The organism is Anaerococcus lactolyticus S7-1-13 (assembly GCF_000758765.1).
In the GTDB taxonomy this organism is placed as follows: Bacteria; Bacillota; Clostridia; order Tissierellales; family Peptoniphilaceae; genus Anaerococcus; species Anaerococcus lactolyticus.
The window spans coordinates 1-20,342 of the sequence record NZ_JRMW01000026.1 but is presented as its reverse complement, the minus strand read 5'-3'; the positions used below and the strand labels follow the sequence as shown (position 1 = coordinate 20,342).

16 protein-coding genes are annotated in these 20,342 nt (G+C 36.7%); 14 read left to right on the top strand and 2 right to left on the bottom strand.

Annotation, left to right across the window (positions count from 1 at the left end; all coding sequences use genetic code 11):
* The first annotated feature begins 21 nt into the window (after window positions 1-21).
* From HMPREF1630_RS03080 to HMPREF1630_RS03070, 3 genes are read left to right on the top strand one after another with little or no spacing between them, the layout of a single operon-like run.
* Window positions 22-960 carry an ABC transporter ATP-binding protein gene (locus HMPREF1630_RS03080; protein WP_037326978.1) on the top strand — a complete coding sequence of 313 codons (939 nt, stop codon included), beginning with the start codon at window positions 22-24 and terminating at the stop codon, window positions 958-960.
* A 1-nt stretch (window position 961) separates the two neighbouring features.
* Window positions 962-2,059, top strand: coding sequence for an ABC transporter permease (locus HMPREF1630_RS03075; protein WP_037326976.1), 1,098 nt, complete (start codon window positions 962-964; stop codon window positions 2,057-2,059).
* Window positions 2,046-3,155, top strand: a complete 1,110-nt coding sequence (locus tag HMPREF1630_RS03070; RefSeq protein WP_037326974.1) for an ABC transporter permease — start codon at window positions 2,046-2,048, stop codon at window positions 3,153-3,155. Before HMPREF1630_RS03075 ends, HMPREF1630_RS03070 begins: the two co-directional genes overlap by 14 nt.
* An 81-nt stretch (window positions 3,156-3,236) precedes the next feature.
* On the opposite strand, the gene HMPREF1630_RS03065 is transcribed toward HMPREF1630_RS03070, so the two are convergent.
* Window positions 3,237-4,418 carry an NAD(P)/FAD-dependent oxidoreductase gene (locus HMPREF1630_RS03065; RefSeq protein ID WP_037326973.1) on the bottom strand — a complete coding sequence of 394 codons (1,182 nt, stop codon included), beginning with the start codon at window positions 4,416-4,418 and terminating at the stop codon, window positions 3,237-3,239.
* Between the two features lie 99 nt (window positions 4,419-4,517).
* Between HMPREF1630_RS03065 and HMPREF1630_RS03060 the strand changes: the two genes are divergently transcribed.
* From HMPREF1630_RS03060 to HMPREF1630_RS03020, 9 genes are all read left to right on the top strand, one after another.
* A complete protein-coding gene (locus tag HMPREF1630_RS03060) occupies window positions 4,518-5,018 on the top strand; it encodes a GNAT family N-acetyltransferase (protein ID WP_037326971.1) in 501 nt (166 codons plus the stop codon).
* Window positions 5,015-7,576: an ATP-dependent DNA helicase gene (locus HMPREF1630_RS03055; RefSeq protein ID WP_037326969.1), complete on the top strand. Its 2,562-nt coding sequence runs from the start codon at window positions 5,015-5,017 to the stop codon at window positions 7,574-7,576. Before HMPREF1630_RS03060 ends, HMPREF1630_RS03055 begins: the two co-directional genes overlap by 4 nt.
* 40 nt (window positions 7,577-7,616) lie before the next feature.
* Window positions 7,617-7,943, top strand: coding sequence for a PadR family transcriptional regulator (locus tag HMPREF1630_RS03050; protein ID WP_004827966.1), 327 nt, complete (start codon window positions 7,617-7,619; stop codon window positions 7,941-7,943).
* Window positions 7,940-8,638: a 16S rRNA pseudouridine(516) synthase gene (locus HMPREF1630_RS03045; protein WP_037326966.1), complete on the top strand. Its 699-nt coding sequence runs from the start codon at window positions 7,940-7,942 to the stop codon at window positions 8,636-8,638. The genes HMPREF1630_RS03050 and HMPREF1630_RS03045 overlap by 4 nt, the downstream gene beginning before the upstream one ends.
* Before the next feature lie 122 nt (window positions 8,639-8,760).
* Window positions 8,761-9,333 carry a glycerol-3-phosphate responsive antiterminator gene (locus HMPREF1630_RS03040; RefSeq protein ID WP_037326963.1) on the top strand — a complete coding sequence of 191 codons (573 nt, stop codon included), beginning with the start codon at window positions 8,761-8,763 and terminating at the stop codon, window positions 9,331-9,333.
* Between the two features lie 9 nt (window positions 9,334-9,342).
* Complete coding sequence (gene glpK / locus HMPREF1630_RS03035; protein WP_037326960.1) at window positions 9,343-10,848, top strand: glycerol kinase GlpK; 1,506 nt, start codon at window positions 9,343-9,345, stop codon at window positions 10,846-10,848.
* A 117-nt stretch (window positions 10,849-10,965) separates the two neighbouring features.
* Complete coding sequence (locus HMPREF1630_RS03030) at window positions 10,966-12,387, top strand: NAD(P)/FAD-dependent oxidoreductase (RefSeq protein ID WP_004827974.1); 1,422 nt, start codon at window positions 10,966-10,968, stop codon at window positions 12,385-12,387.
* Between the two features lie 9 nt (window positions 12,388-12,396).
* Window positions 12,397-13,656 (top strand): NAD(P)/FAD-dependent oxidoreductase, encoded by a 1,260-nt coding sequence (locus HMPREF1630_RS03025; protein WP_037326958.1) that lies wholly within the window; start codon window positions 12,397-12,399, stop codon window positions 13,654-13,656.
* Window positions 13,653-14,009: a DUF1667 domain-containing protein gene (locus HMPREF1630_RS03020; RefSeq protein WP_037326955.1), complete on the top strand. Its 357-nt coding sequence runs from the start codon at window positions 13,653-13,655 to the stop codon at window positions 14,007-14,009. The genes HMPREF1630_RS03025 and HMPREF1630_RS03020 overlap by 4 nt, the downstream gene beginning before the upstream one ends.
* A gap of 84 nt (window positions 14,010-14,093) precedes the next feature.
* Here HMPREF1630_RS03020 and HMPREF1630_RS03015 read toward each other — a convergent pair whose 3' ends face one another.
* Entirely contained in the window at window positions 14,094-15,566 is a 1,473-nt protein-coding gene (locus tag HMPREF1630_RS03015; protein ID WP_037326952.1) for an NAD(P)/FAD-dependent oxidoreductase, read from the bottom strand.
* A gap of 292 nt (window positions 15,567-15,858) precedes the next feature.
* Between HMPREF1630_RS03015 and HMPREF1630_RS03010 the strand changes: the two genes are divergently transcribed.
* Both HMPREF1630_RS03010 and HMPREF1630_RS03005 read left to right on the top strand, forming a co-directional pair.
* Complete coding sequence (locus tag HMPREF1630_RS03010) at window positions 15,859-18,144, top strand: zinc ribbon domain-containing protein (protein ID WP_037326950.1); 2,286 nt, start codon at window positions 15,859-15,861, stop codon at window positions 18,142-18,144.
* A 106-nt stretch (window positions 18,145-18,250) separates the two neighbouring features.
* Window positions 18,251-19,576 (top strand): alpha-amylase family glycosyl hydrolase, encoded by a 1,326-nt coding sequence (locus tag HMPREF1630_RS03005; protein ID WP_037326947.1) that lies wholly within the window; start codon window positions 18,251-18,253, stop codon window positions 19,574-19,576.
* The last annotated feature ends 766 nt before the right edge of the window (window positions 19,577-20,342 follow it).

Below are 20,342 nucleotides of genomic sequence, written 5' to 3'. Positions count from 1 at the left end.
AAGTAGGAATTTGGAGGTCTTATGGAGAATTTGATTGAAGTTAGGGGACTTGTCAAAAAATATAAGGAGCTTGTAGCTGTTGACGGACTTGATTTGGACGTTAAAAAGGGTCGTATTTTAGGACTTTTGGGGCCAAATGGGTCGGGCAAGTCTACAACTATTAACTGTATCTTAAGTCTTTTAAAGAAAGACGCTGGCAGTGTGAAAATATATGGCAAGGAAATGAGCCCAGACGCTTATGATATAAAGAAAAAAATCGGGGTGGTTTTCCAAGATGTGGGAGTTTATGATGAGCTAAATGTCTATGAAAACATCGACTATTTTTGTGGTCTTTATATAAGGGATAAAAAGGAAAGAGAAAAGCTAATCAAGAGGACTTTGGACTTGGTTGGCCTGAATGACTTTGTGAAGTTTAAGCCAAAAAAACTTTCAGGTGGTCTTCTAAGAAGGCTAAATATAGCCTGTGGTATTGCCCACAGACCTGATATAATCATCCTCGATGAGCCAACTGTGGCAGTTGATCCCCAATCTAGGAACAATATTTTGGAGGGAATCAAAAAGCTGAATGAGGAAGGCTCCACCATTATTTACACCTCCCACTACATGGATGAGGTCGATTTTCTTTGCGACGACATAGTTATAATTGATAAAGGCAAAGTAATTGCAAAAGGCACTTCAAATGAGCTTAAGGATATGATAGAGATTAGCGAAAAAATTTCCTTTGTGGCTGAATCTTTGACCGATGAGGTTAAAGAAAAGCTTAGAAATATGGCCCATATCATAGATTTTGCCTACAAGGATGACACTTGCAAGATGACTTTTTCTAAAAGTGAAGAAAATCTCTTAAATCTTGTTAGAATCTTAAGTGATAATCAAGTTTCTTATAGGTCTATTAGTGTTGAAAAACCAAGTCTAAATGATGTTTTCTTAGACCTTACAGGCAAGGATTTGAGGGACTAGTATGTTTTGGCATTCTTTTAAAAATACTTTTAAATTCCTTTTAAGACAAAAGGCCATGGTCTTTTGGGCCTTGGTTTTTCCGATAATTTTGGGAATGTTTTTCAAACTCGCCTTTGGAGGCATAAGTGATAATAATAAATTTGACCCTATTGATATTGGGGTGAGCGAATCCGCCTATGAGGATCAAAATTTCAAAAATTTCCTAGAAAAAATGGAAGAAGAGGATTATTTTAGGATTACAAAAGCCGAGGATGAGGGGATTTTAGATACAAATCCTGATGTCAGGGCCTATATAAAATCAAGGGATAAAATTATTACAAAAAAATCTGGCATCCAGGAAACTATTGTGGAGACAATCCTAAATGCCTATGGTCAAAAATCTGAGATTATAACAAGGGCTATGGAGAAAAATCCTCAGACTGATATTTCAAAGCTAATAAATGTCGAAAACCACATCAAAGATGAATCTCGTAAAAATATGGACCCGATTAATGCCTTTTTTTACACTTTGATAGGCATGACTACCATTTACGGCTACATGTGGGGGCTTTACGTTATCTACCAATACGAGGCAAACTTGTCTGTAAATGCCAAGAGAAATGCAGTAGCACCCATAAAAAAATCGGTAAGCCTATTGGCATCTGTCCTTGTTTCTTGGCTTATAAATTTCATAATCACCCTAGTTTTTATTTTCTACCTTGATAAGGCTCTTGGAGTTGATTTTGGTGGAAGAAAGTCGCTTTTGATATTATTATCTGCGGTTTCATCCCTAACGGGAGTTGCCTTTGGGATTTTTATTGGAGTTTCAAATAAAAAGTCGATTGAATTTAAAATAAATCTAGGCATTGCCATCTCCATGCTAATGAGTTTTCTATCGGGCATGATGATTTCAAGTATGAAAGTCATTGTTCAAGAGAATTTCCCAATCCTAGGCAAAATCAATCCTGTTGCTGTGGTTACAGATGCGATTTATTCTTTGTATTATTACGATTCTACAGCTAGGTTTTATGAAAATCTCGGTCTTTTAGTGCTTATTAGTGCTGTATTTTTGGCTGGATCTTTGTTTTATATGAGGGGTAAGGAATATGAGAGTCTATAAAAATTATTTTAAAATAGCCATGGCCCATAAGGTTGCCATTATTTTATACACCCTAATTTTTCTTGCCATTCTTAGTTTTTCAACCAAGTCTGATAAGAAGGAATTTTACACAAATGTAAGGCCAGATATCTATGTGAAAGATGAGGCGAAGACTGAACTATCCAAGGGACTTTACGATTATCTGGATAAGAAAGCTGTGATTAAGAAAATGGATGAGTCACTTGTTGAAGATAAGCTTTTTTATAAGATAATAAGCGCAAGTCTTGTCATTCCAAAAGATTTTGATCAAACAAGGAAGGTGAATTTTAAGCAGGCTCCTGATGATATGTATGGTATGGCTGTTAAAGAGCATGTAAACCAGTACCTAAGCCAGGTTGATTCCTATGAACAAGTTGGGTTTTCTACGAATGAAGCTATTAAATACACAAATAAAGATTTGGCAAAACAGGTCGATGTAAAAATAAAAAGTAAAGTTGATATTGCTGGTGAAGATGATTCGGTATTTTATTTTAATTTCATAAATTACCTCATCCTAGCCCAGGTCCTTTTGATTGTATCAACGATAGTTAGCGTTTATAAAAAGAAAAGTCTAGCTATGAGAAATGCTGTAAGTCCAATGCCAAAGGCAAGGATGAATCTCGAGTTGATTTTAGGCCACATAAGTACAGGTCTTATAGTTTGGGCCCTTTATATTTTGCTATTTGTTATTCTCTACAAATACGATTTTTCTGCCGTCCACATAAATTTAATGATGGTAAATTCTCTGGTTTTCACAATCAGTGTTGTGACTATGGCAGTTTTCATTTCAAGCCTAATATCAAATGAAAACACCATTTCAGGAGTCATGCAAGTGGTGTCCTTGGGATCATCATTTTTGTGCGGAGCCTTTGTACCTCAAGCCCTACTTTCAAAAACAGCTCTGACACTAGGAAAAATTTTTCCATCCTATTACTATATAAAAAATAACGAACTCTTATTAGAAAACCCAAGCTTTGGGACAATCCTGCCAAACATAGGAATAATGCTAGCCTTCTCTTTAGTCTTTATCCTTATAAGTATGGGAATGAAGACAAAAGTAAATGAGAAAATTTCATAAAAGATTTCCTCTGCCTTAAAAATTTTATAAAGCTATAAAAAAAGAGCTAGACCATGTTGGTTTAGCTCTTTGCACTTTTATTTATAGACCGAATATTTCTCCACCAAGTTTGGTTTCTTTTGGGTCTATTCCTTCAAAGACTATTTTTTTAACGTCCATTTGGTATTTGATATCTCCCCAAAGGATGCCGCCTACAAATTTATCGCTATTTTTAAATAATTTGTAGATTTTTTCACCGTCTTCTTTTTTAACTTCTTCTATACCATCACCTGCGTTTTGGCCTGCTGAAAATAGCTTGATGTCGCCTAGCATGAGGGTTGAGAATGGTTTTGGTTTCTCGTACAATTTATTTCCACCAGTCATGTTTGCGCCGGCAATCTTACCCATTTCCATAGATGCTGTCCAAAGACCTATTGAGAAGTTTCCTATTTGAGCAACGTCGCCTGCAGCGTAGATGTCCTCATTTTCTACTTGTAGGTTTTCGCCAACAAGGATGCCCCTGTCTATGGCAAGGCCTGAATTTTTAGCAATATCAATATTTGCCCTAATACCTGCTTGGATCATGATAGCATCAGCTTCTAATTCTGTGCCGTCAGTTAGTTTTAGACCGCAAACAGCGCCGTCTTTTACTAGGATTTCTTCGCTAAACTTGCCTGTTAGGGTCTTCATGCCCATATCATTTAGGGCTTTTTCTAATTTTTGTGATAAGTCCTTGTCAAGTTGGCGAGCTAGTAGGTAGTCGAAGGCTTCAACTATGGTAATTTCAATACCTAATTGAGAAATTGAGTTTGCTGCTTCAAGGCCTAGGATACCACCACCGATAATTATTAGTTTCTTTTTGTTGGCTAGGTAGGCTTTGAAGTTTTTGAGGTCTTCTGAGCTTCTTATAGCAAATACTCCCTTAGCATCAGCGTTTTTGATAGGTGGCACAAAGGCGCGAGATCCGGTTGCTATTAAAAGCTTGCCGTATTCAAATTCTTCACCATCTTTGCTTATTACTTTTTTATTTTCTTTGTCAATTTTTTCAGCATGGGTGTTTAGTTTTACTTCGATTTTTCTTTCCCCATACCAAGTTTCTTTTTTTACAAGAATTTCTTCATCTGTATAGTCTTTGGCAATTAATTCTGAAAGACGAGTCCTCCAATATGTATGGCCATTTTCATCAGTTAGTATCAAAATAGAGCCTTTGTCGTCGTTTTTTCTAATTTCTTCAGCTGCTGAAAGACCACAGATTCCGTTTCCTATAATTAAATAATCGTACATTTTTTATCCTTCCTGTCCATTAGTTAAGAATATTATATCACTTTGAAAGTCGCTTTCCAATCCTAAAGCCAGCTTCCCTTATTAAGGTATAATGTTTGTATGAGAAAAGCAGGAATTAAGGATATTAAAAAAATAGATAAAATAATAGATAAGGCTAAAAAATCTTTGAAAAAAGATGGGATTGATCAGTGGCAGATTGAATCAATGAATGAAAAATTTTTGCTAGGACAAATTGAAACTGGCAAGGCTTATGTGTTTGGAAATGAAGGGGAGATTCTTGCCTATTGTTTTTTGTCAGACGAGAAGGAAGAGGCCTATAAGGTTCGGGAAGGTGACTTTGAAGGAAAAAATCCTCTTACAATTCACACATTTGCTGTAGATACTGCCGTCACCCAAAGGGGAATTGCAACAAAATTTTTTATTGCCATCATAAGGCATGCCGAAAAAAATTCTTTCGATGCCCTAAGGATAGATACCCACGAGGATAATTTCAAGATGCGTGGTCTAATCAATAAATTAGGTTTTAGGAAAATTGGGCAAATTTTCATTGACGAGGAAGGGGCAAAAAAGCCTAGGATTTGCTATGAGAGATTGTTATGATAAATGAAAGTCAAAGGATAATTATAGAAAAGGCCAGGACACCTGCTGCTGTTATTGCAGGGCCAGGCACAGGAAAGACCTATACAATTGTAAAAAAAGTTATTTCTCTGATTAAAAACGAGGGTATAAGTCCCAATAGGATTTTGCTTACTACCTTCACCAAAAAAGCTGCTAGCGAGCTTCAAACTAGGATTATTTCTGAATTCAAAGCCGAGGGGATTAAAACTGAACTTAAGGATATGATGATTGGAAATTTCCACTCTCTTGCTCTTGATTTTCTTGAAAAATACCCATCGCTTGATAGGCCTTTTTTGGATTCCAAGGTAATTGACCAAGTCCTTGAGGGATACTTGATAGAAAAAAATCTGGCACGTTATAAAAATATCGAAGACTATGAAAAATACATCACCTATAACCACTCCTGGGCCATCAAGGGAATTTATGAGGAAATTACCAACAAGCTTATGGATGTGGACAGGCTTTTAAAGTCTGAAAATCCAAGGGAAGTCTTCGCTGGAAAAATTTTTAAAACTCACGAAATGCTCCTTAAAGAAAACAACCTAATTAATTTCCAGATGATCCTGAGGGATTTTTACCTGCTTCTAAAAGACCCTGTAAGGGGAGAGGAAATTCGCAAAGGCATTGATTTTGTAATTGTTGACGAATACCAAGATACAAATTATATCCAACAGGAAATTGCCTTTAACCTGGTCAGAGATAAGGAAATCATGGTTTTTGGTGATGATGACCAGTCCTTATATTCTTTTAGGGGGGCAGATCCTAGAAACCTTACAGAATTTTCTGATAATTTTTTCAAAAAGAAGGGTCACAAGGCCTACACCTATAAACTCGACATAAATTATAGGTCCAACCAAGCTATTATAGAAAAGTCATTGAAGTGGCTTGATAACAAAGATTATGCTGGTGAAAATAAAAAGACTTTGAGGGCTGTTGACAAGGAAAAAAATCCAAACACAATCGTAAGGGCCAGGGCAAATGAATTACAAAACCTTGCAACAATTATAAGGATTTTAAAACAGGATATAAATCTCGGCCAGATTGCCTTTTTATTCCCGTCTTTAAACCACGCTTATGTGTCAAAACTTCAAGCTTATTTTGAAAAGGCTGGCATCAGGGTTTTGAATAAAAAATCTTCTGAATTTTTTAGGCGAGATGAGATAAGGGGTTTTATTTACCTTATCATGAACCTTGCTGAAATTAAAACTTTCTATGAGGACCCATCCACAATTTATGGAGCCTTTGCAAAAAATAAGGCCAAGTATGAAAATTATTTATATTATTTGACCAGGGATGAGACTTTCAAGGAAAATAAGGAAATCCAAAATTTTATAGCTAGTGAAAAGGAAAATAATCTTCCCCTAACAAGTTTGCTTTATAAGGCGATGGGCCTTGAATATTTTAGGAAATTTTTAATAATGGATGAAGAAGACCTTGATGGTGCAAGGGTACTTGGCAATATTTCAACGATGATAAACATTGCCAAGGACTTTGATGAAATTTTTAAAAATGAAAATCCTAAGGACCACTATAAGGAATTTATAAATTCTTATTTAGAATACCTCTTTGTTTCAAGAGCTATAGAAGAATATGCAAATATTGACAGTCACAAGGATGCAGTTAACTTTATGACCATCCACCAGGCCAAGGGCTTAGAGTTTGAAGTTGTCTTTATATCTGGTCTTTATGATTCTCCAAAACCAGCCAAACCAGGATTTTTAGAAAAGCCTGACCCAAATGATTTTTCTTATGTAAAAGATTTTTATAGGAAGTATTATACAGGTTTTACCAGGGCAAAAAACCTCTTGGTCCTCCTTGATAATAGTGAAGATTATAAGCTAAGTAAGTTCTCAGAATCTTTCCCAAGAACCTCCCTCCTAAAGAGCCTTGCCTTTGAAAGGAGCGAGGAAAAGAAGGAAAAGAAGGTCCTTGCCTACACTACAGACATAGAAGTCTTTAAGACTTGCTCTTTAAAATATAGGTTTGTAAGAAAACTTAATTTTAGGTCGCTAAACACAAGGGCTCTAAGCTTTGGTACCAACACCCACAAGATCGCAGAATACTATGCGCTCTTGCCGAAAGATAAAGCAAAGCTTTTAGATTTTCTAGAAAAAAATCCTGAATATCAGGAACCTATCGAAAATTTTATCAAGAGAGAATTTAAAATCACAGGTGTTGAGACAAATTATAAACTCGATAGAAATTTTTACATCCTCCAAGGTAAGGTCGATATAAGTCTTGAGGATGGGTCAATCCTAGATATAAAAACTGGATCTTATAATGAAGATTTTATCTCAGCCTACAAGGGCCAACTTATGACCTACCGTCATTTAATTTTAGGCAACCACCATCCTTTAAATAAAATGTACTTATATTTTATTGAAGAAGACAGGCTCATAGAAATCGAAGTAACAGACTTTGATATCAATGAAATTGACAAAATTGCAAGGATGATTGATAGAAACATTGGCTACAGGCGAACTGACGATGTCGAAGCCTGCAAATTTTGCCAGATGAAATATTTTTGCAAGAGAAATTGAAAGTCATCTACTATGTAATACAATATAGATAGGAGGGCCTATGATAGATACACAAATGTTAAAGGGGCTTATTGACGGAATAATCCTCCATATAATAAAAAACAAGGAAACTTATGGCTACGAAATCATAGAAGAACTTAAGTTAAATGGGTTTTATAATATGACAGAAGGCACGGTTTATCCAATACTCACCAGGCTAATTAAAAAGGGTTTAATCTTGGGCATTTTTAAGGAATCGACCAAGGGCCCTAAGAGAAAATATTATTATATTACAGACAAGGGCAGGGATTATTTGAAAGGTTTTTACAAGTCCTATGAGAGTCTAAAGGCTGCCATGGACAATGTTTTAGAAAAGGGAAATAAATGAGAGTAGATAAGATGATAGGAAATACTGGTCTTGATACCAGGAAAAATATAAAAAGAAATGCAAAAAAAGGGGCACTGGTAATAAATGGCGAAATTGTAAAAGATTCTTCAGTTAAGGTAGATCCTCTTGTAGACGAAGTATTTTACATGGGCCACTTTGTAGAATATATAGAAAATCTCTACCTAATCCTAAACAAGCCAGCTGGAGTTTTATCTGCTACTCAAGATGCTGAACAAACAGTTATCGACCTCTTAGATGATTTTTATACAAATTACGACTTATCCATAGCAGGAAGGCTTGATAAGGACACAACAGGTCTAATAATTTTGTCGACAGACGGGAAATTTATCCATAAGATAACCAGCCCAAATTCACATATCACAAAAACCTATGAGGTAAAAACTCGCGATCCTATCGCAGAAAATTTGGTAGAAGAATTTAAAAAGGGAGTCTATATCAAAGAAGACGATTACACAGCAAGGCCTGCAGAATTAAAAATAACAGGCGAAAGGGAAGCTATTGTCAAAGTCACAGAAGGCAAATACCACTTAGTAAAGAGACTATTTTCTAATCTTGGAAATGAGGTGGTTGGCTTAAAGAGAACTGCTATTGGCAAACTTGTTTTAGACCCATACTTGAAAGAAGGAGACTACAGAGACCTAACTGAAGCCGAACTTGAACTTTTTGATTTTTAAAATTTGATTTATGAAAACACTTGCAAAAATTGCCTGAGTGTGATAACATAAATTTATATTATGATATTTAGAGAAGCGGGCTTGATTAATTTTGGGCTCGTTTTATGCGTTTGGGGAGGGATATGTTGAATATTAGAGAAATCTTGTATGAAAATCCAGTGATTATGGCGATTAAAGATGGTAAAGACTTGAGGGAATGCCTGAAGGAAGAGTATATAGACAACAAGGTTGTTTTTGTACTCTTTGGAAATATAGAAACAATTCCTACCATAGTTAAGAAATTAAAAAATAAGGATAAAATTGTTTTTGTTCATGAAAACCTAGTAGAAGGATTGTCGTCTTCGCACTATTCTCCTAACTTTATCAAAAAATATACGGACGCTGATGGTATTATTACTACTAGGGCACAAAATATTTACGAAGCAAGGAGGCTGGGTCTTAGCACAGTCTTTAGGTTTTTTATACTTGATAGCCTTTCTTATGAGAGTATCAAGGAGACAATAAAGAGCACTTCTGCTGATCTATTTGAGGTTTTGCCAGGCATTATGCCCCAGATAATAGGGGAAATTGCAAGCTGGAGCCAGGTGCCACTAATAGCTGGAGGTCTTATTAGAGATAAGGCAGATGCTATGGGGGCGATAGGTGCAGGAGCGATTGGAGTTTCATCATCAAATACAAAAATTTGGAAAATGTGAGGATTTATTATGACTAAATACATAATGGCACTAGATGCCGGAACAACAAGCAATAGAGCGATAATTTTTAATAAAAAGGGCGAGATTATGTCAGTTGCCCAAAAAGAATTCACACAATTTTTCCCTCATCCAGGTTGGGTAGAACATGATGCGACAGAAATCTGGTCAACTCAATTGGGTGTGTGCACAGAAGCTATGGCAAAACTTGGTCTTACAGCTTGTGATATAGAGGCTATTGGTATTACCAACCAAAGAGAAACTACCATAGTTTGGGAAAAAGCCACTGGCAAGCCTGTTTACAATGCTATTGTTTGGCAGTGTAGGAGAACAGCTGATATGGCAGATAAACTTGTTGCTGACGGCCATAGAGGACTTATCCAAGATAAGACAGGACTTGTTGTAGACCCATATTTTTCTGCGACAAAGATTAGGTGGATTCTTGATAATATAGAAAATGGTCAAGAGAGGGCCGAAAATGGTGAGCTTTTGTTTGGTACGGTTGATACTTGGTTGGTTTATAATTTGACCCGCGGCAAGGTGCACGTAACAGACTATTCAAATGCTTCAAGAACAATGATTTTTAATATCCATACCTTAGAGTGGGATGATGAACTTCTACAAATGTTAAATATTCCAAAATGTATGCTTCCAGATGTTAAACCATCTTCTTATGTTTATGGAACAACCTTCCCTGGCTACTTTGATGGAGAAATCAAAATCGCAGGTATAGCTGGTGACCAACAAGCAGCCTTATTCGGGCAAACTTGTTTTGAAAAGGGAGATGCCAAAAATACTTACGGTACAGGTGCCTTCCTCCTAATGAATACTGGCAAAGAGGCAGTTAAGTCAGAAAACGGACTTGTCACAACAATTGCATGGGGCCTTGAGGAAGGAAAGGTTGACTACGCTCTTGAAGGTTCAATTTTCGTTGCAGGCTCTGCCATCCAATGGCTAAGAGATCAACTAAGGATAGTTGATGCTGCTGATGATACAGAATATATGGCAACAAAGGTCAATGATACTAATGGGTGTTATGTAGTTCCTGCCTTCACAGGTCTGGGTGCCCCATATTGGGACCCATATGCTAGGGGCTCTATCGTCGGTCTAACTCGAGGCACAAATAAATACCACATAGTAAGGGCGACCCTAGAATCCCTTGCCTATCTAACAAATGATGTACTAGCGTCAATGGAAAGAGATGCTGGTCATCCACTTCACGAACTAAAGGTAGACGGTGGTGCAAGTGCAAATAACTTTTTGATGCAATTTCAAGCTGACATGATCCAAAGCAAGGTAGAAAGACCAAAAACATTAGAAACAACAGCCTTGGGCGCATCTTATCTGGCAGGTCTTGCCACTGGATTTTACAAAGATAAGGACGAAATTAAAGCCTACAGACTTGTAGATAAAACTTTTGAGCCATCTATTTCTAGGGACGAAAGAGATAAGAAAGATAGAAATTGGCAAAGAGCCATTGCTAGGTCTTTTGACTGGGCTAAGCACTACGAAGAATAGTATTGATTGAAAATTAAATTCATAGTATAATTAAGATAAGTAAATAATAATAGAGATAAGCGAGTAAAAGTGACCCTACTTTTGTTCGCTTTTTTTTATTTTACATAAGGAGTTAAAATGTTTGATGTAATAATAATTGGTGGAGGGGTTATAGGAGCTTCAGTAGCAGCCCATCTTTCAAAGAAAAAGGGAAGATTTTTATTACTTGAAAAAAACGAAGACGTTTGTACAGAAACAAGTAAGGCGAATTCTGGCATCTGCCATGGTGGTTACGATGCAGAGCCGGGAAGCTTAAAGGCAAAATTTAATGTCGAGGGTAACCACATGATGGATGAGGAAAGCAAGCTTTTTGCCTTCCCTTATAAAAAAATTGGCACCCTTGTTTTATGCCACGATGAAAAAGATATGCCAAACCTTCAAAAACTATACGATTACGGTATAGCAAATGGGGTTACTGGCATGAAAATTTTAAATAGGGAAGAGACCTTAGCCCTTGAGAAAAATATTACAGACGATGTGGTTGCCTCTTTATATTGTGCAGAGGCTGGAATTTTAGACCCATTTTTGATGACTATTGCCTATGCCGAAGTTTCAAATATAAATGGTGTGGACTATAAGTTTAATACTAAGGTAGAGAAAATTGAGAAAAAAGACGACCACTGGATCCTACATACTAATGATGGAGACTTTGAAACAAAGGCTGTGATTAACTGCGCAGGTGTATATTCAGATGAGCTCCACAATCAAATATCTGATAAAAAATACGAAATCAAAGCCAGACGTGGGGAATATTTGCTCTTAGATAAGGAGACAGCAGGTTTTGTAAACCATGTTATGTTTAACCTCCCTTCTGATAAGGGTAAGGGCATCCTTGTAAGTCCAACTATTGATAACAACACCCTTGTTGGACCTACTTCAGACTTTGTTGACGATAAAAATGACAGAAGATCAACAAGAGAAAGACTTGAAGAAGTTGTAGAAAAATCAAACCACACTGTAAAAAACGTGCCAGTTAGGATGGTAATTACATCTTTTTCTGGAAACAGAGCCCACGAAGTTGGTGGTGACTTCATTCTTGAAGAAAGCAAGGATGGCTTCTTTGACTGCGTTGGTATAGAATCTCCTGGACTTACTTCATCTCCAGCTATCGGAAAATATATGGCAGAGCTTGTGGCTGATAAATACGACTTTGCTGATAATAAAGAATTTACCTACGACAGACATCCTATTCCAAAAACAAGTGAAATGAGTCTTGAAGAACATTCAGCCTTGATTAAGAAAAATAAACTCTACGGCAAAATCATTTGCAGGTGTGAATCTGTTACTGAGGGAGAAATCGTAGATGCAATCAATAGGCCACTTGGAGCAAGGACTGTAGATGGTATTAAAAGACGTGTTAGGGCAAGCGCTGGCAGGTGCCAGGGTGGATTCTGTTTGCCACATTTAATGGAAATCTTAGCCCGCGAACTCGGCGAAGATATGTCAGAAGTTGTTAAAAACTCAAAAGATTCTTACTATGTAGACGGAAGAGTGAAGTAGGAGAAAGAGATGAAAAATTATGATTTAGTAGTAGTAGGTGGCGGTCCTGCAGGACTTGCAGCAGCAGCCAAGGCCTATGATTGTGGTATAAAAAACGTCTTGATTGTTGAAAGAGATAAAAAACTTGGAGGCATCCTCAACCAATGTATCCACAATGGTTTTGGCCTTCACAGATTTAAAGAAGAATTAACTGGACCAGAATATGCGGGAAGGTTTGAAGACGAAGTAGCTAAGCGAGATATCGATGTAATGCTAAATACAATTGTAGTTGACTTTAGTTCTGATAAGACCCTTACCCTTATGAACGAAGAAAATGGAATGTTCCAAATTAGGCCTAAGGCAGTTATCCTCGCCATGGGTTGCAGGGAAAGACCAAGAGGAGCCCTAAACATTCCAGGAAGTCGTCCAGCAGGTGTATATTCAGCTGGTACTGCCCAAAAATTAGTCAATATCGATGGCTTTATGCCAGGCAAAAAAATTGTAATTTTAGGTTCTGGAGATATTGGACTAATAATGGCAAGACGCATGACCCTAGAAGGAGCAGAAGTAAAATGTGTTGCAGAAATTATGCCATATTCTGGAGGCTTAAAGAGAAATATTGTCCAATGCCTAAATGACTTTGACATTCCTCTTTATTTTTCAACAACAATTTCAGATATAGAAGGAACTGACAGGGTAAAGGGTGTTTACTTATCCAAGGTAGATGAGCATATGAAAGTCATCCCTGGCACAGAAAAATATGTGGAATGTGACGCTATTCTTCTGTCAGTAGGCCTTATTCCAGAAAATGAACTAAGTAGGGATGCAGAGATCAAAATGGATCCAAGAACAAAGGGAGCAGAAGTATCTGACAGGATGATGACCTCAATAGATGGTGTATTTGCAGCAGGCAACGTCCTTCACGTTCACGACCTTGTCGACTATGTAACAGAAGAAAGTGAACTTGCTGGAGAAAATGCCGCAGCCTATATCAAAGATGAATTTAATTCGGAAAATGAAAAGAAAATCCACCTCACACCAGGCAATGGCGTAACCTATACAGTACCTCAGTACATAGCTCCTGGCTCAATGAGAGATGAAGTTGTAATTAGGTTTAGGGTAAATAATATCTATCAAAAATCAAGGCTAGTCCTTGAAGTGGATGGCAAGGAAGTTGCCCAAAAGAGAAAGATAGTCTTTGCTCCAGGTGAGATGGAGGACTTGGTTCTTAAGAAAAGCGATTTGAATGAAAATAGCGAAAAAATAGAAGTGAGGTTGGAGAGCTTATGATTAAAGAATTAACTTGTATAAATTGCCCTCTAGGATGCACAGTAAGCGTTACAGTAGAAGATGGACAAATCACAAATATAACTGGCAACACCTGCAAGAGAGGCGAAATTTATGCTAAAAATGAGCTAACAAATCCAGTTAGGACAGTGACATCAACAGCCAGGGTGGACGGTGCAAAGGAGTACCTTGTATCTGTTAAAACCGAACAGGCTGTCCCAAAGGGAAAAATAATGGAAGTCATGAAAGAAATAAACAAGGCCCATATAAGTGCACCAGTAAAAATTGGCGACTGCCTCATAGAAAATGTTGCAGGCACTGGAGTTAGGGTAATAGCAACATCAAAGGCAAGTTAGGTTTATTTTGCCAAAGCCTTCATAAATAGAAAATAATTTTAGTATAATCCTTAAAAACCACCAACAAAAATGTTGGTGGTTTTTTTAGTCGGAAATTTCCTTGATAAATTTGTTGATATCGGCCTTATTGATCCTGCTAATGCCTGAGTGTTCGCTATCAAAGAGGTCGGATTTAATTTTTGCTCCGACTTCATCTTCCATGACCTCGATTACTCTTTTCCTACAAAAAGTCCCTTGGCAAAAGCCCATGCCAGCTCTCGTCCTTCTTTTTATAGAATCGAAACTATTGCAGTCAAGACCACGATTCATGGCATCTCTGATGGTTTTTTCGCTAACTTGTTCGCACCTACAAACAAGTCTTTCAGGATTTCCAAGAGGTAGGTCCACTTTTTTAATAACTTTGTTGAAATCTTCAAGGTCCTTGTAGCTGATGATTGGCTTTCTGTTTGGATTGTAGCTAGGATTTTCTATCAAATTTAGGCCTAAATTTCTTAAAATTTCTTCTACCATTTTTGCAATAGCAGGAGATGAAGTTATGCCTGGTGATTGGATGCCAACCACATTTATAAAGCCATTTGTCTTTGTGTTTTCTATAATAAAATCACCTGTCGATGATGCAGGGCGAAGGCCTGCGAAAGACCTGATAAATTCTTTGAGGTTTATCACGTCATCCTTAACTGATTTTTGAGCAAGTCTATAAATCTCAGCCAACCTTTCTATGTGGGTACCCTTATCTATTACTTCCTCATCGATGGCATCTGGGCCTAGGAGAAGGTTGTTGTGGTAGGTCCTTGTGACAAGTATGCCCTTGGATTTTGGGCTTGGGGTTTGAAAGAGGACATGGTTAATCCTTGCCCCAGTGCCTTTTTGCATAAGGAGGTATTCACCACTCCTTGGGTGAATGGTGAAATTTGTTTCTGTAATCATTTGGGAAATTTTTGCACCTTCGAGGCCTGAAGCATTAATTATGTATTTGCCCTCAAAAGTATTACCATCTTCGGTTGTAAGGGTGAAGATTGGTCCATTTTTTTCTATATTTGTAACCTTACTTTCAAGTTTAAGCTCTACTCCATTAGAAACTGCATTTTCCATAAGAGCAATTACGTATTCATAGGGCGAACAAATGCCGGCACCCTTGCAATATAAGGCAGATATGGCTTTGTCTGATACGTTTGGTTCGATTTGCCTTAGCTTATCTTGGTTGATTATTTCTAGATCATCTAGGCCATTTTCAAGGCCCATGGCCATTAGCTTTTGAAGTTCCTTTTCATCTCCTTTGTCAAAGGCCAAAACGAGGGAACCATTTTCTAAGAAACCAAAATTTAATTCTTCATTTAGTTTTTTAAATTCCCTCCTGCCTTCATAACATATTCTGCCCCTAAGTTCAGAATGGGGTTCAGCATAGCCACCATGGATTATGGCAGAATTTGCCTTAGAGGCACCCATAGATACATCATTTTCTTTTTCGAGGACGAGGATATTCAGCTTGTAACGAGATAGGTTTCTGGCTATACTAGCTCCTGTGACTCCAGCACCGATAATTATAAGATCATACATAAATAATCCTTTCTGCAAAGACTTTTAATTTGTTAGTCGAATTTTTATTTTAGACAAAAAGAGAGCGGGTAAATATATCCGCTCTTTCACTCTTATCTAAGGTAAACCTTTTTTTAATTATAGCATGAATTATTTATTTTTTCAATTTTGTCTGGTCTCGGTCTTAGCAAGTATTATTTATAAAGATTTTAGGAAAAAACTTTATATTAAAATCGAAAGAGATTTTCTTTTATTAGTTTATATTTTCACTTTTAAAAGTATATTATATATAGTATGCAAAGGGAGAATTAATATGAGATGTGAGCATTGCGGTGCGAGTATAGATCAGGCTAGCAACTTTTGTCCAGTTTGTGGCAGCAAAATAGAGAACAAAGGACCGGCCGAGGAAGCTATAGAAAAAAATACAAGCCCTAAGAAGAGTCTTTCTGATCTTCTTAATTTTAAATTAATTAAAAATAAAATAGACCCTAAAGACCATGCAAATTCTAATGAAAGTGTTGGAGGCGAGGCCAAAGAAAATAAGGCATCTAAGGATGGCGAATTAGATAATTTTGATTTAAATCAAAACCTAAAACCTTCAAATAATTCCGATGAAAATCAGACCAAGGAAGAAAATCCAGAAGAAGATTTATTTAGTCTTGACCCCCAAGATAGGATGGATAAGGAAAGTAGGAGGTTTAAAAACCTAGGCGAAAAGTCTTCTCCTTACAATCAAAGGTCTGTCATAGAAGAAGTCCAGGCTAAGGTTTCCTTAAACCAAGCTAGAAAAAATGGGGACGAAGATTATTATATAGATGATTATAAAGAAACCATTTTAAATAAAAACCTTGAAGAAAAATTAGACAGGCTTATAGGCGATGGTGAAGATGACCTGGCGAACATGACTATTTCTGCTGGAATTAGAAAAATCCAAGCTAGGAATAAAAAGATAAGCAGGGAAAATTTCATCAAGGACAATGGTGATCAAATCCTAAGAAATGCTAATCCAAAACAAAGGACACCTGCTGTAAGGGAAGCTGATAAGAAGGCTGATGATACAGAAAGCTCACAAGAAAAGGTTCAGGCAAACCCACTAAATGATTTCCAAAAGAAATATCTCACTAGCAGAAATCTTTTGCTAGGTCTAATTGGCGTTTTGATAGCCGTAATTCTCGGTACCCTTTATGTAAAGATGAATAAGACCACTGACATTACAATCCCACTTAGCGATTATATTACCATAAGTTATGAGGGAGAAAATGGAAGTGCTGTGCCAAAGGCAAGTATAGATACTGATAAATTGATTCAAGCCTATGGCAAGGACATCAAATACAATTCAAGGAATAATAATAAAGATTCTTATGAGTCGCCTGCTCAAGAATTTGCAGCTGACCTAAAAGATAATGTTGTTTTCCAATATTCTAAGGATAGTGGCTTGTCAAATGGTGACGAGATAACAGTCATGGCTAATCTTGATAATATCAAGATCTCAGATAAGTACAATGTCTTAATTACAAATGCATCCAAGGCTGTGATTATCGATGGCATATCAAGTGACGACTTTACAGATCCATTCAAATATATCAATGTAAAATTTGAAGGCGAGAGTCCAAACATGACCCTAACAGCAAGTCTAACTGATGATGCTCCTGAATTTATGCACGCAGTTGACATTATTCCAGCAAAGACAAACGGCATTAAAGAGGGCGAAGATATAGCAGTTAGCCTAAACTTTAACGAGGAAGAATTCAAGAATAACTACAATGTGAGTCTATCCCCAACCAGCAAAAACTTTACAGCCAAAACTGGTGATGGTGATTCAACAAGTGAGGGGGATTCTGAATATATCAAGACTACAGCCCACCTTAATAGCGATTTACTAGGCCAATTGAAATATAATGCTGGCAAATTAATTAAGCAAACTATCTTATATAAAAATATAATTAACGTTGATAATATTGAATACCTTGGCTCTTTCACAGGCTTTAAGGATGATGGTAGTGGTGATGTGAAAAATAAAGTATATCTCATTTACGAAGTAACAACATCTGAAAAATTACCAGAAACAAACTTCCAATCAAGCTTTAAATATTACACCTTTGTAGAATACCAAAATGTCAAAAAAGCTATGGATGCTGATGGTAAGTTCTACAGTCAAGGGCCGGTTACAACTGATAATCAAATCTTCCATAAGTTCTTTGTGGAGAGCGACTATAAATATTACCAAATCGAATACCAAGGATTTGGATTTATAGATAAGGCTCTTGCAAATGTTGGCAGCGGTCTTGAGGGTCTAACTATGACCGAAGATAACAAGACCAATATAAAAGACCACTTTGCTACATCCGACGGAGTTGTTGGAGAATATGAGGCAGATGGCAGGAGATTATCTCTAAGAGCAGATGGTAGCCTAACCTATCAAACAGACAAGGCAGTTCACCTAGGCTCTTATAGCGCAAATGGCAATGAAGTATCTGCCACAATCAAGGGAGTAAATGTTGATACTCCGATTATATTAAAATTTGAAGGCGGTAGCCTCAAGGCTGAAAGTCAAGGAGAATTTGACTCAATAAGCTTTAACAAAATAGAAAATTTTTAAAATAAGGGGCCTGGTGGCAAGTGAAATCAACCCATAATCATCAAAATTTGGTGGTGAGGCTTTCACGAAACCAGGTCTTTTTTGTAAGGAAAAGAAAGAGGAACATATGTTAGAAAACAAAGAAAAAAAATCGACTTATTACGAAGCCTATCCAGAATCTTTTATAGACTCAAACTCAGATGGCATTGGCGACCTAGAGGGTCTTAGGAGTAAGCTTACAATCATATCCCAACTTGGGGCAAACTACGTCTTGATCAACCAAGTTTTCAAAGAAAATTCTGGCAAGGTTGATTACTATAAAATCAAAGAAGATTTGGGAGATATAGAAGATATAAAGGCTATTTGTGAAAAAGGAAAATATATAAGAATTAAAATTCTTTTGGACTTTGATTGCAAAGACCTCCTAGCATCCTATGGGGATAACTTAAAAGAAAGATTAATAGACCTTATAAAATATTGGAAAGAAACTGGGATTAAGGGCATCAGAATTAAAAACTTAGATTGCCTATTTGAGAAAAATGAAAATGACGCAAAAGAATTAATTGCAGCAATCAAGGAACTAACAGATGAGCTTGAATTAATATTTATAGGTGGCTTTGATAATCCAGACTTGGTAAAGGATGACATGGTAGATATGGCCTATTTGTCAAAAGCTAACAGTCTTGTAAAAGAGCCTAACTCCTACAAGGAATTTTATAACTTCATAGATCGAGTTCAAAAATTAAGCGAAAAAATACCGGCAGGCATGGATTTGGACAACTTTGCAAGTCCAAGACTATTAGAAAAAATTTTAGACCATGACGAAGAAGTTAGACCCCTATCAGAAGCTCTAGCCACAATGCTCTTTAGCCTAAAAACTATTCCTTTTATTTACCAAGGCACTGAAATCGAAGCCAAAAGTGAATATGAAGTAGACATGGACGGTATAAATGATGAGAAAATCAAAGCGATTTATAATTTATACCTAAAAGATGGTCTAGATTCGGAAGAAGCCTTCAATAAAATAAAAAGAGAGACCAACTTCTCAGCCAAAATTCCCCTAAGATGGGATAACTCCATCCTTGGAAGATTTTCCGAAGTGAAAAATTACTATGGAACAATGATCCACTATGACAACAACTACAAGGATTACCTAAAACATGGCGACTCATTTTTCTTCTACATGTATAACATAATCATGCTAAGAAAAAAAGAATCAACCTTTGGCCTAGGAGACTATGAACTCCTATCAATAGACGAAACAGTCTACGCCTACAAGAGAACCTACAAAGACAAAGCCTTTGTAGTCCTAATAAATTTAAGCGATGACTTCTATGAGCTAGACGAAAAAATCACCGAGCTCATAAAGGATGGAAAGGTAATTCAAAACAACAACCCAGACTATGACCCAGAAATCCTAGACGCTTACCAAGCTGTAATTGTTGAATTGTAGAGCATATGAAAAAGATAAATCCAACCCAGACATTTTGAGAAGGGTTGGATTTTTTTGAAAAAAAGATAAAACCAAAATTTAAGCTAACTTGTTATATATAAAATATATAAATGTTGGAGGCAACAAAAAAGCAACCGTAATGGTTGCAAATTTTTATAAAAGTTCTTAATTTTCAGGCAATAAAAAAGCGACTTTCGTTGCTATTTGAATGGTCGGACGAAAGGATTCAAACCTTCGAGCCTCACCTTCTCAAAGCCAAAGTGTTACCAACAAAAAAAGCAACTACTATGAGTTGCTGATTTGTATAAAAGCTATTAATTTTTCAGGGCAATAAAAAAACAACCTAGTTGGTTGTTAATCTATGGTCGGGTGAAAGGATTCGAACCTTCGAGCCTCACCTTCTCAAAGCCGAAGAGATTCTAACAAAAAAAGCAACTACTATGAGTTGCTTGTTCTGTATAAAAAGTTTCTTAATTTTTAGGGAAATAAAAAAGCAACTGATGTTGCTAATTTAAATGGTCGGACGAAAACACGTTTGCTTCGCAAACTTCTCCGCGCTCGAGAAAATCGCTTACTTTGTAAGCTTTTCGTGCTTCCGCACTGTTTTTTCTCCTTAAACATCCAAAATCAATGGATGTTTAAGTGCGCTAGTTTTCGGTTAAATACCCCAAATCAAGGGGTATTTAACGGTGAAAGGATTCGAACCTTCGAGCCTCACCTTCTCAAAGCCGAAGAGATTCTAACAAAAAAAGCAACTACTATGAGT

Bases quoted from the DNA above. Each gene is read 5' to 3' on its own strand.
- HMPREF1630_RS03080 (WP_037326978.1), top strand. From the start codon at position 22: ATGGAGAATTTGATTGAAGTTAGGGGACTTGTCAAAAAATATAAGGAG.
- HMPREF1630_RS03075 (WP_037326976.1), top strand. From the start codon at position 962: ATGTTTTGGCATTCTTTTAAAAATACTTTTAAATTCCTTTTAAGACAA.
- HMPREF1630_RS03070 (WP_037326974.1), top strand. From the start codon at position 2,046: ATGAGAGTCTATAAAAATTATTTTAAAATAGCCATGGCCCATAAGGTT.
- HMPREF1630_RS03065 (WP_037326973.1), bottom strand. From the start codon at position 4,418: ATGTACGATTATTTAATTATAGGAAACGGAATCTGTGGTCTTTCAGCA.
- HMPREF1630_RS03060 (WP_037326971.1), top strand. From the start codon at position 4,518: ATGAGAAAAGCAGGAATTAAGGATATTAAAAAAATAGATAAAATAATA.
- HMPREF1630_RS03055 (WP_037326969.1), top strand. From the start codon at position 5,015: ATGATAAATGAAAGTCAAAGGATAATTATAGAAAAGGCCAGGACACCT.
- HMPREF1630_RS03050 (WP_004827966.1), top strand. From the start codon at position 7,617: ATGATAGATACACAAATGTTAAAGGGGCTTATTGACGGAATAATCCTC.
- HMPREF1630_RS03045 (WP_037326966.1), top strand. From the start codon at position 7,940: ATGAGAGTAGATAAGATGATAGGAAATACTGGTCTTGATACCAGGAAA.
- HMPREF1630_RS03040 (WP_037326963.1), top strand. From the start codon at position 8,761: ATGTTGAATATTAGAGAAATCTTGTATGAAAATCCAGTGATTATGGCG.
- glpK (WP_037326960.1), top strand. From the start codon at position 9,343: ATGACTAAATACATAATGGCACTAGATGCCGGAACAACAAGCAATAGA.
- HMPREF1630_RS03030 (WP_004827974.1), top strand. From the start codon at position 10,966: ATGTTTGATGTAATAATAATTGGTGGAGGGGTTATAGGAGCTTCAGTA.
- HMPREF1630_RS03025 (WP_037326958.1), top strand. From the start codon at position 12,397: ATGAAAAATTATGATTTAGTAGTAGTAGGTGGCGGTCCTGCAGGACTT.
- HMPREF1630_RS03020 (WP_037326955.1), top strand. From the start codon at position 13,653: ATGATTAAAGAATTAACTTGTATAAATTGCCCTCTAGGATGCACAGTA.
- HMPREF1630_RS03015 (WP_037326952.1), bottom strand. From the start codon at position 15,566: ATGTATGATCTTATAATTATCGGTGCTGGAGTCACAGGAGCTAGTATA.
- HMPREF1630_RS03010 (WP_037326950.1), top strand. From the start codon at position 15,859: ATGAGATGTGAGCATTGCGGTGCGAGTATAGATCAGGCTAGCAACTTT.
- HMPREF1630_RS03005 (WP_037326947.1), top strand. From the start codon at position 18,251: ATGTTAGAAAACAAAGAAAAAAAATCGACTTATTACGAAGCCTATCCA.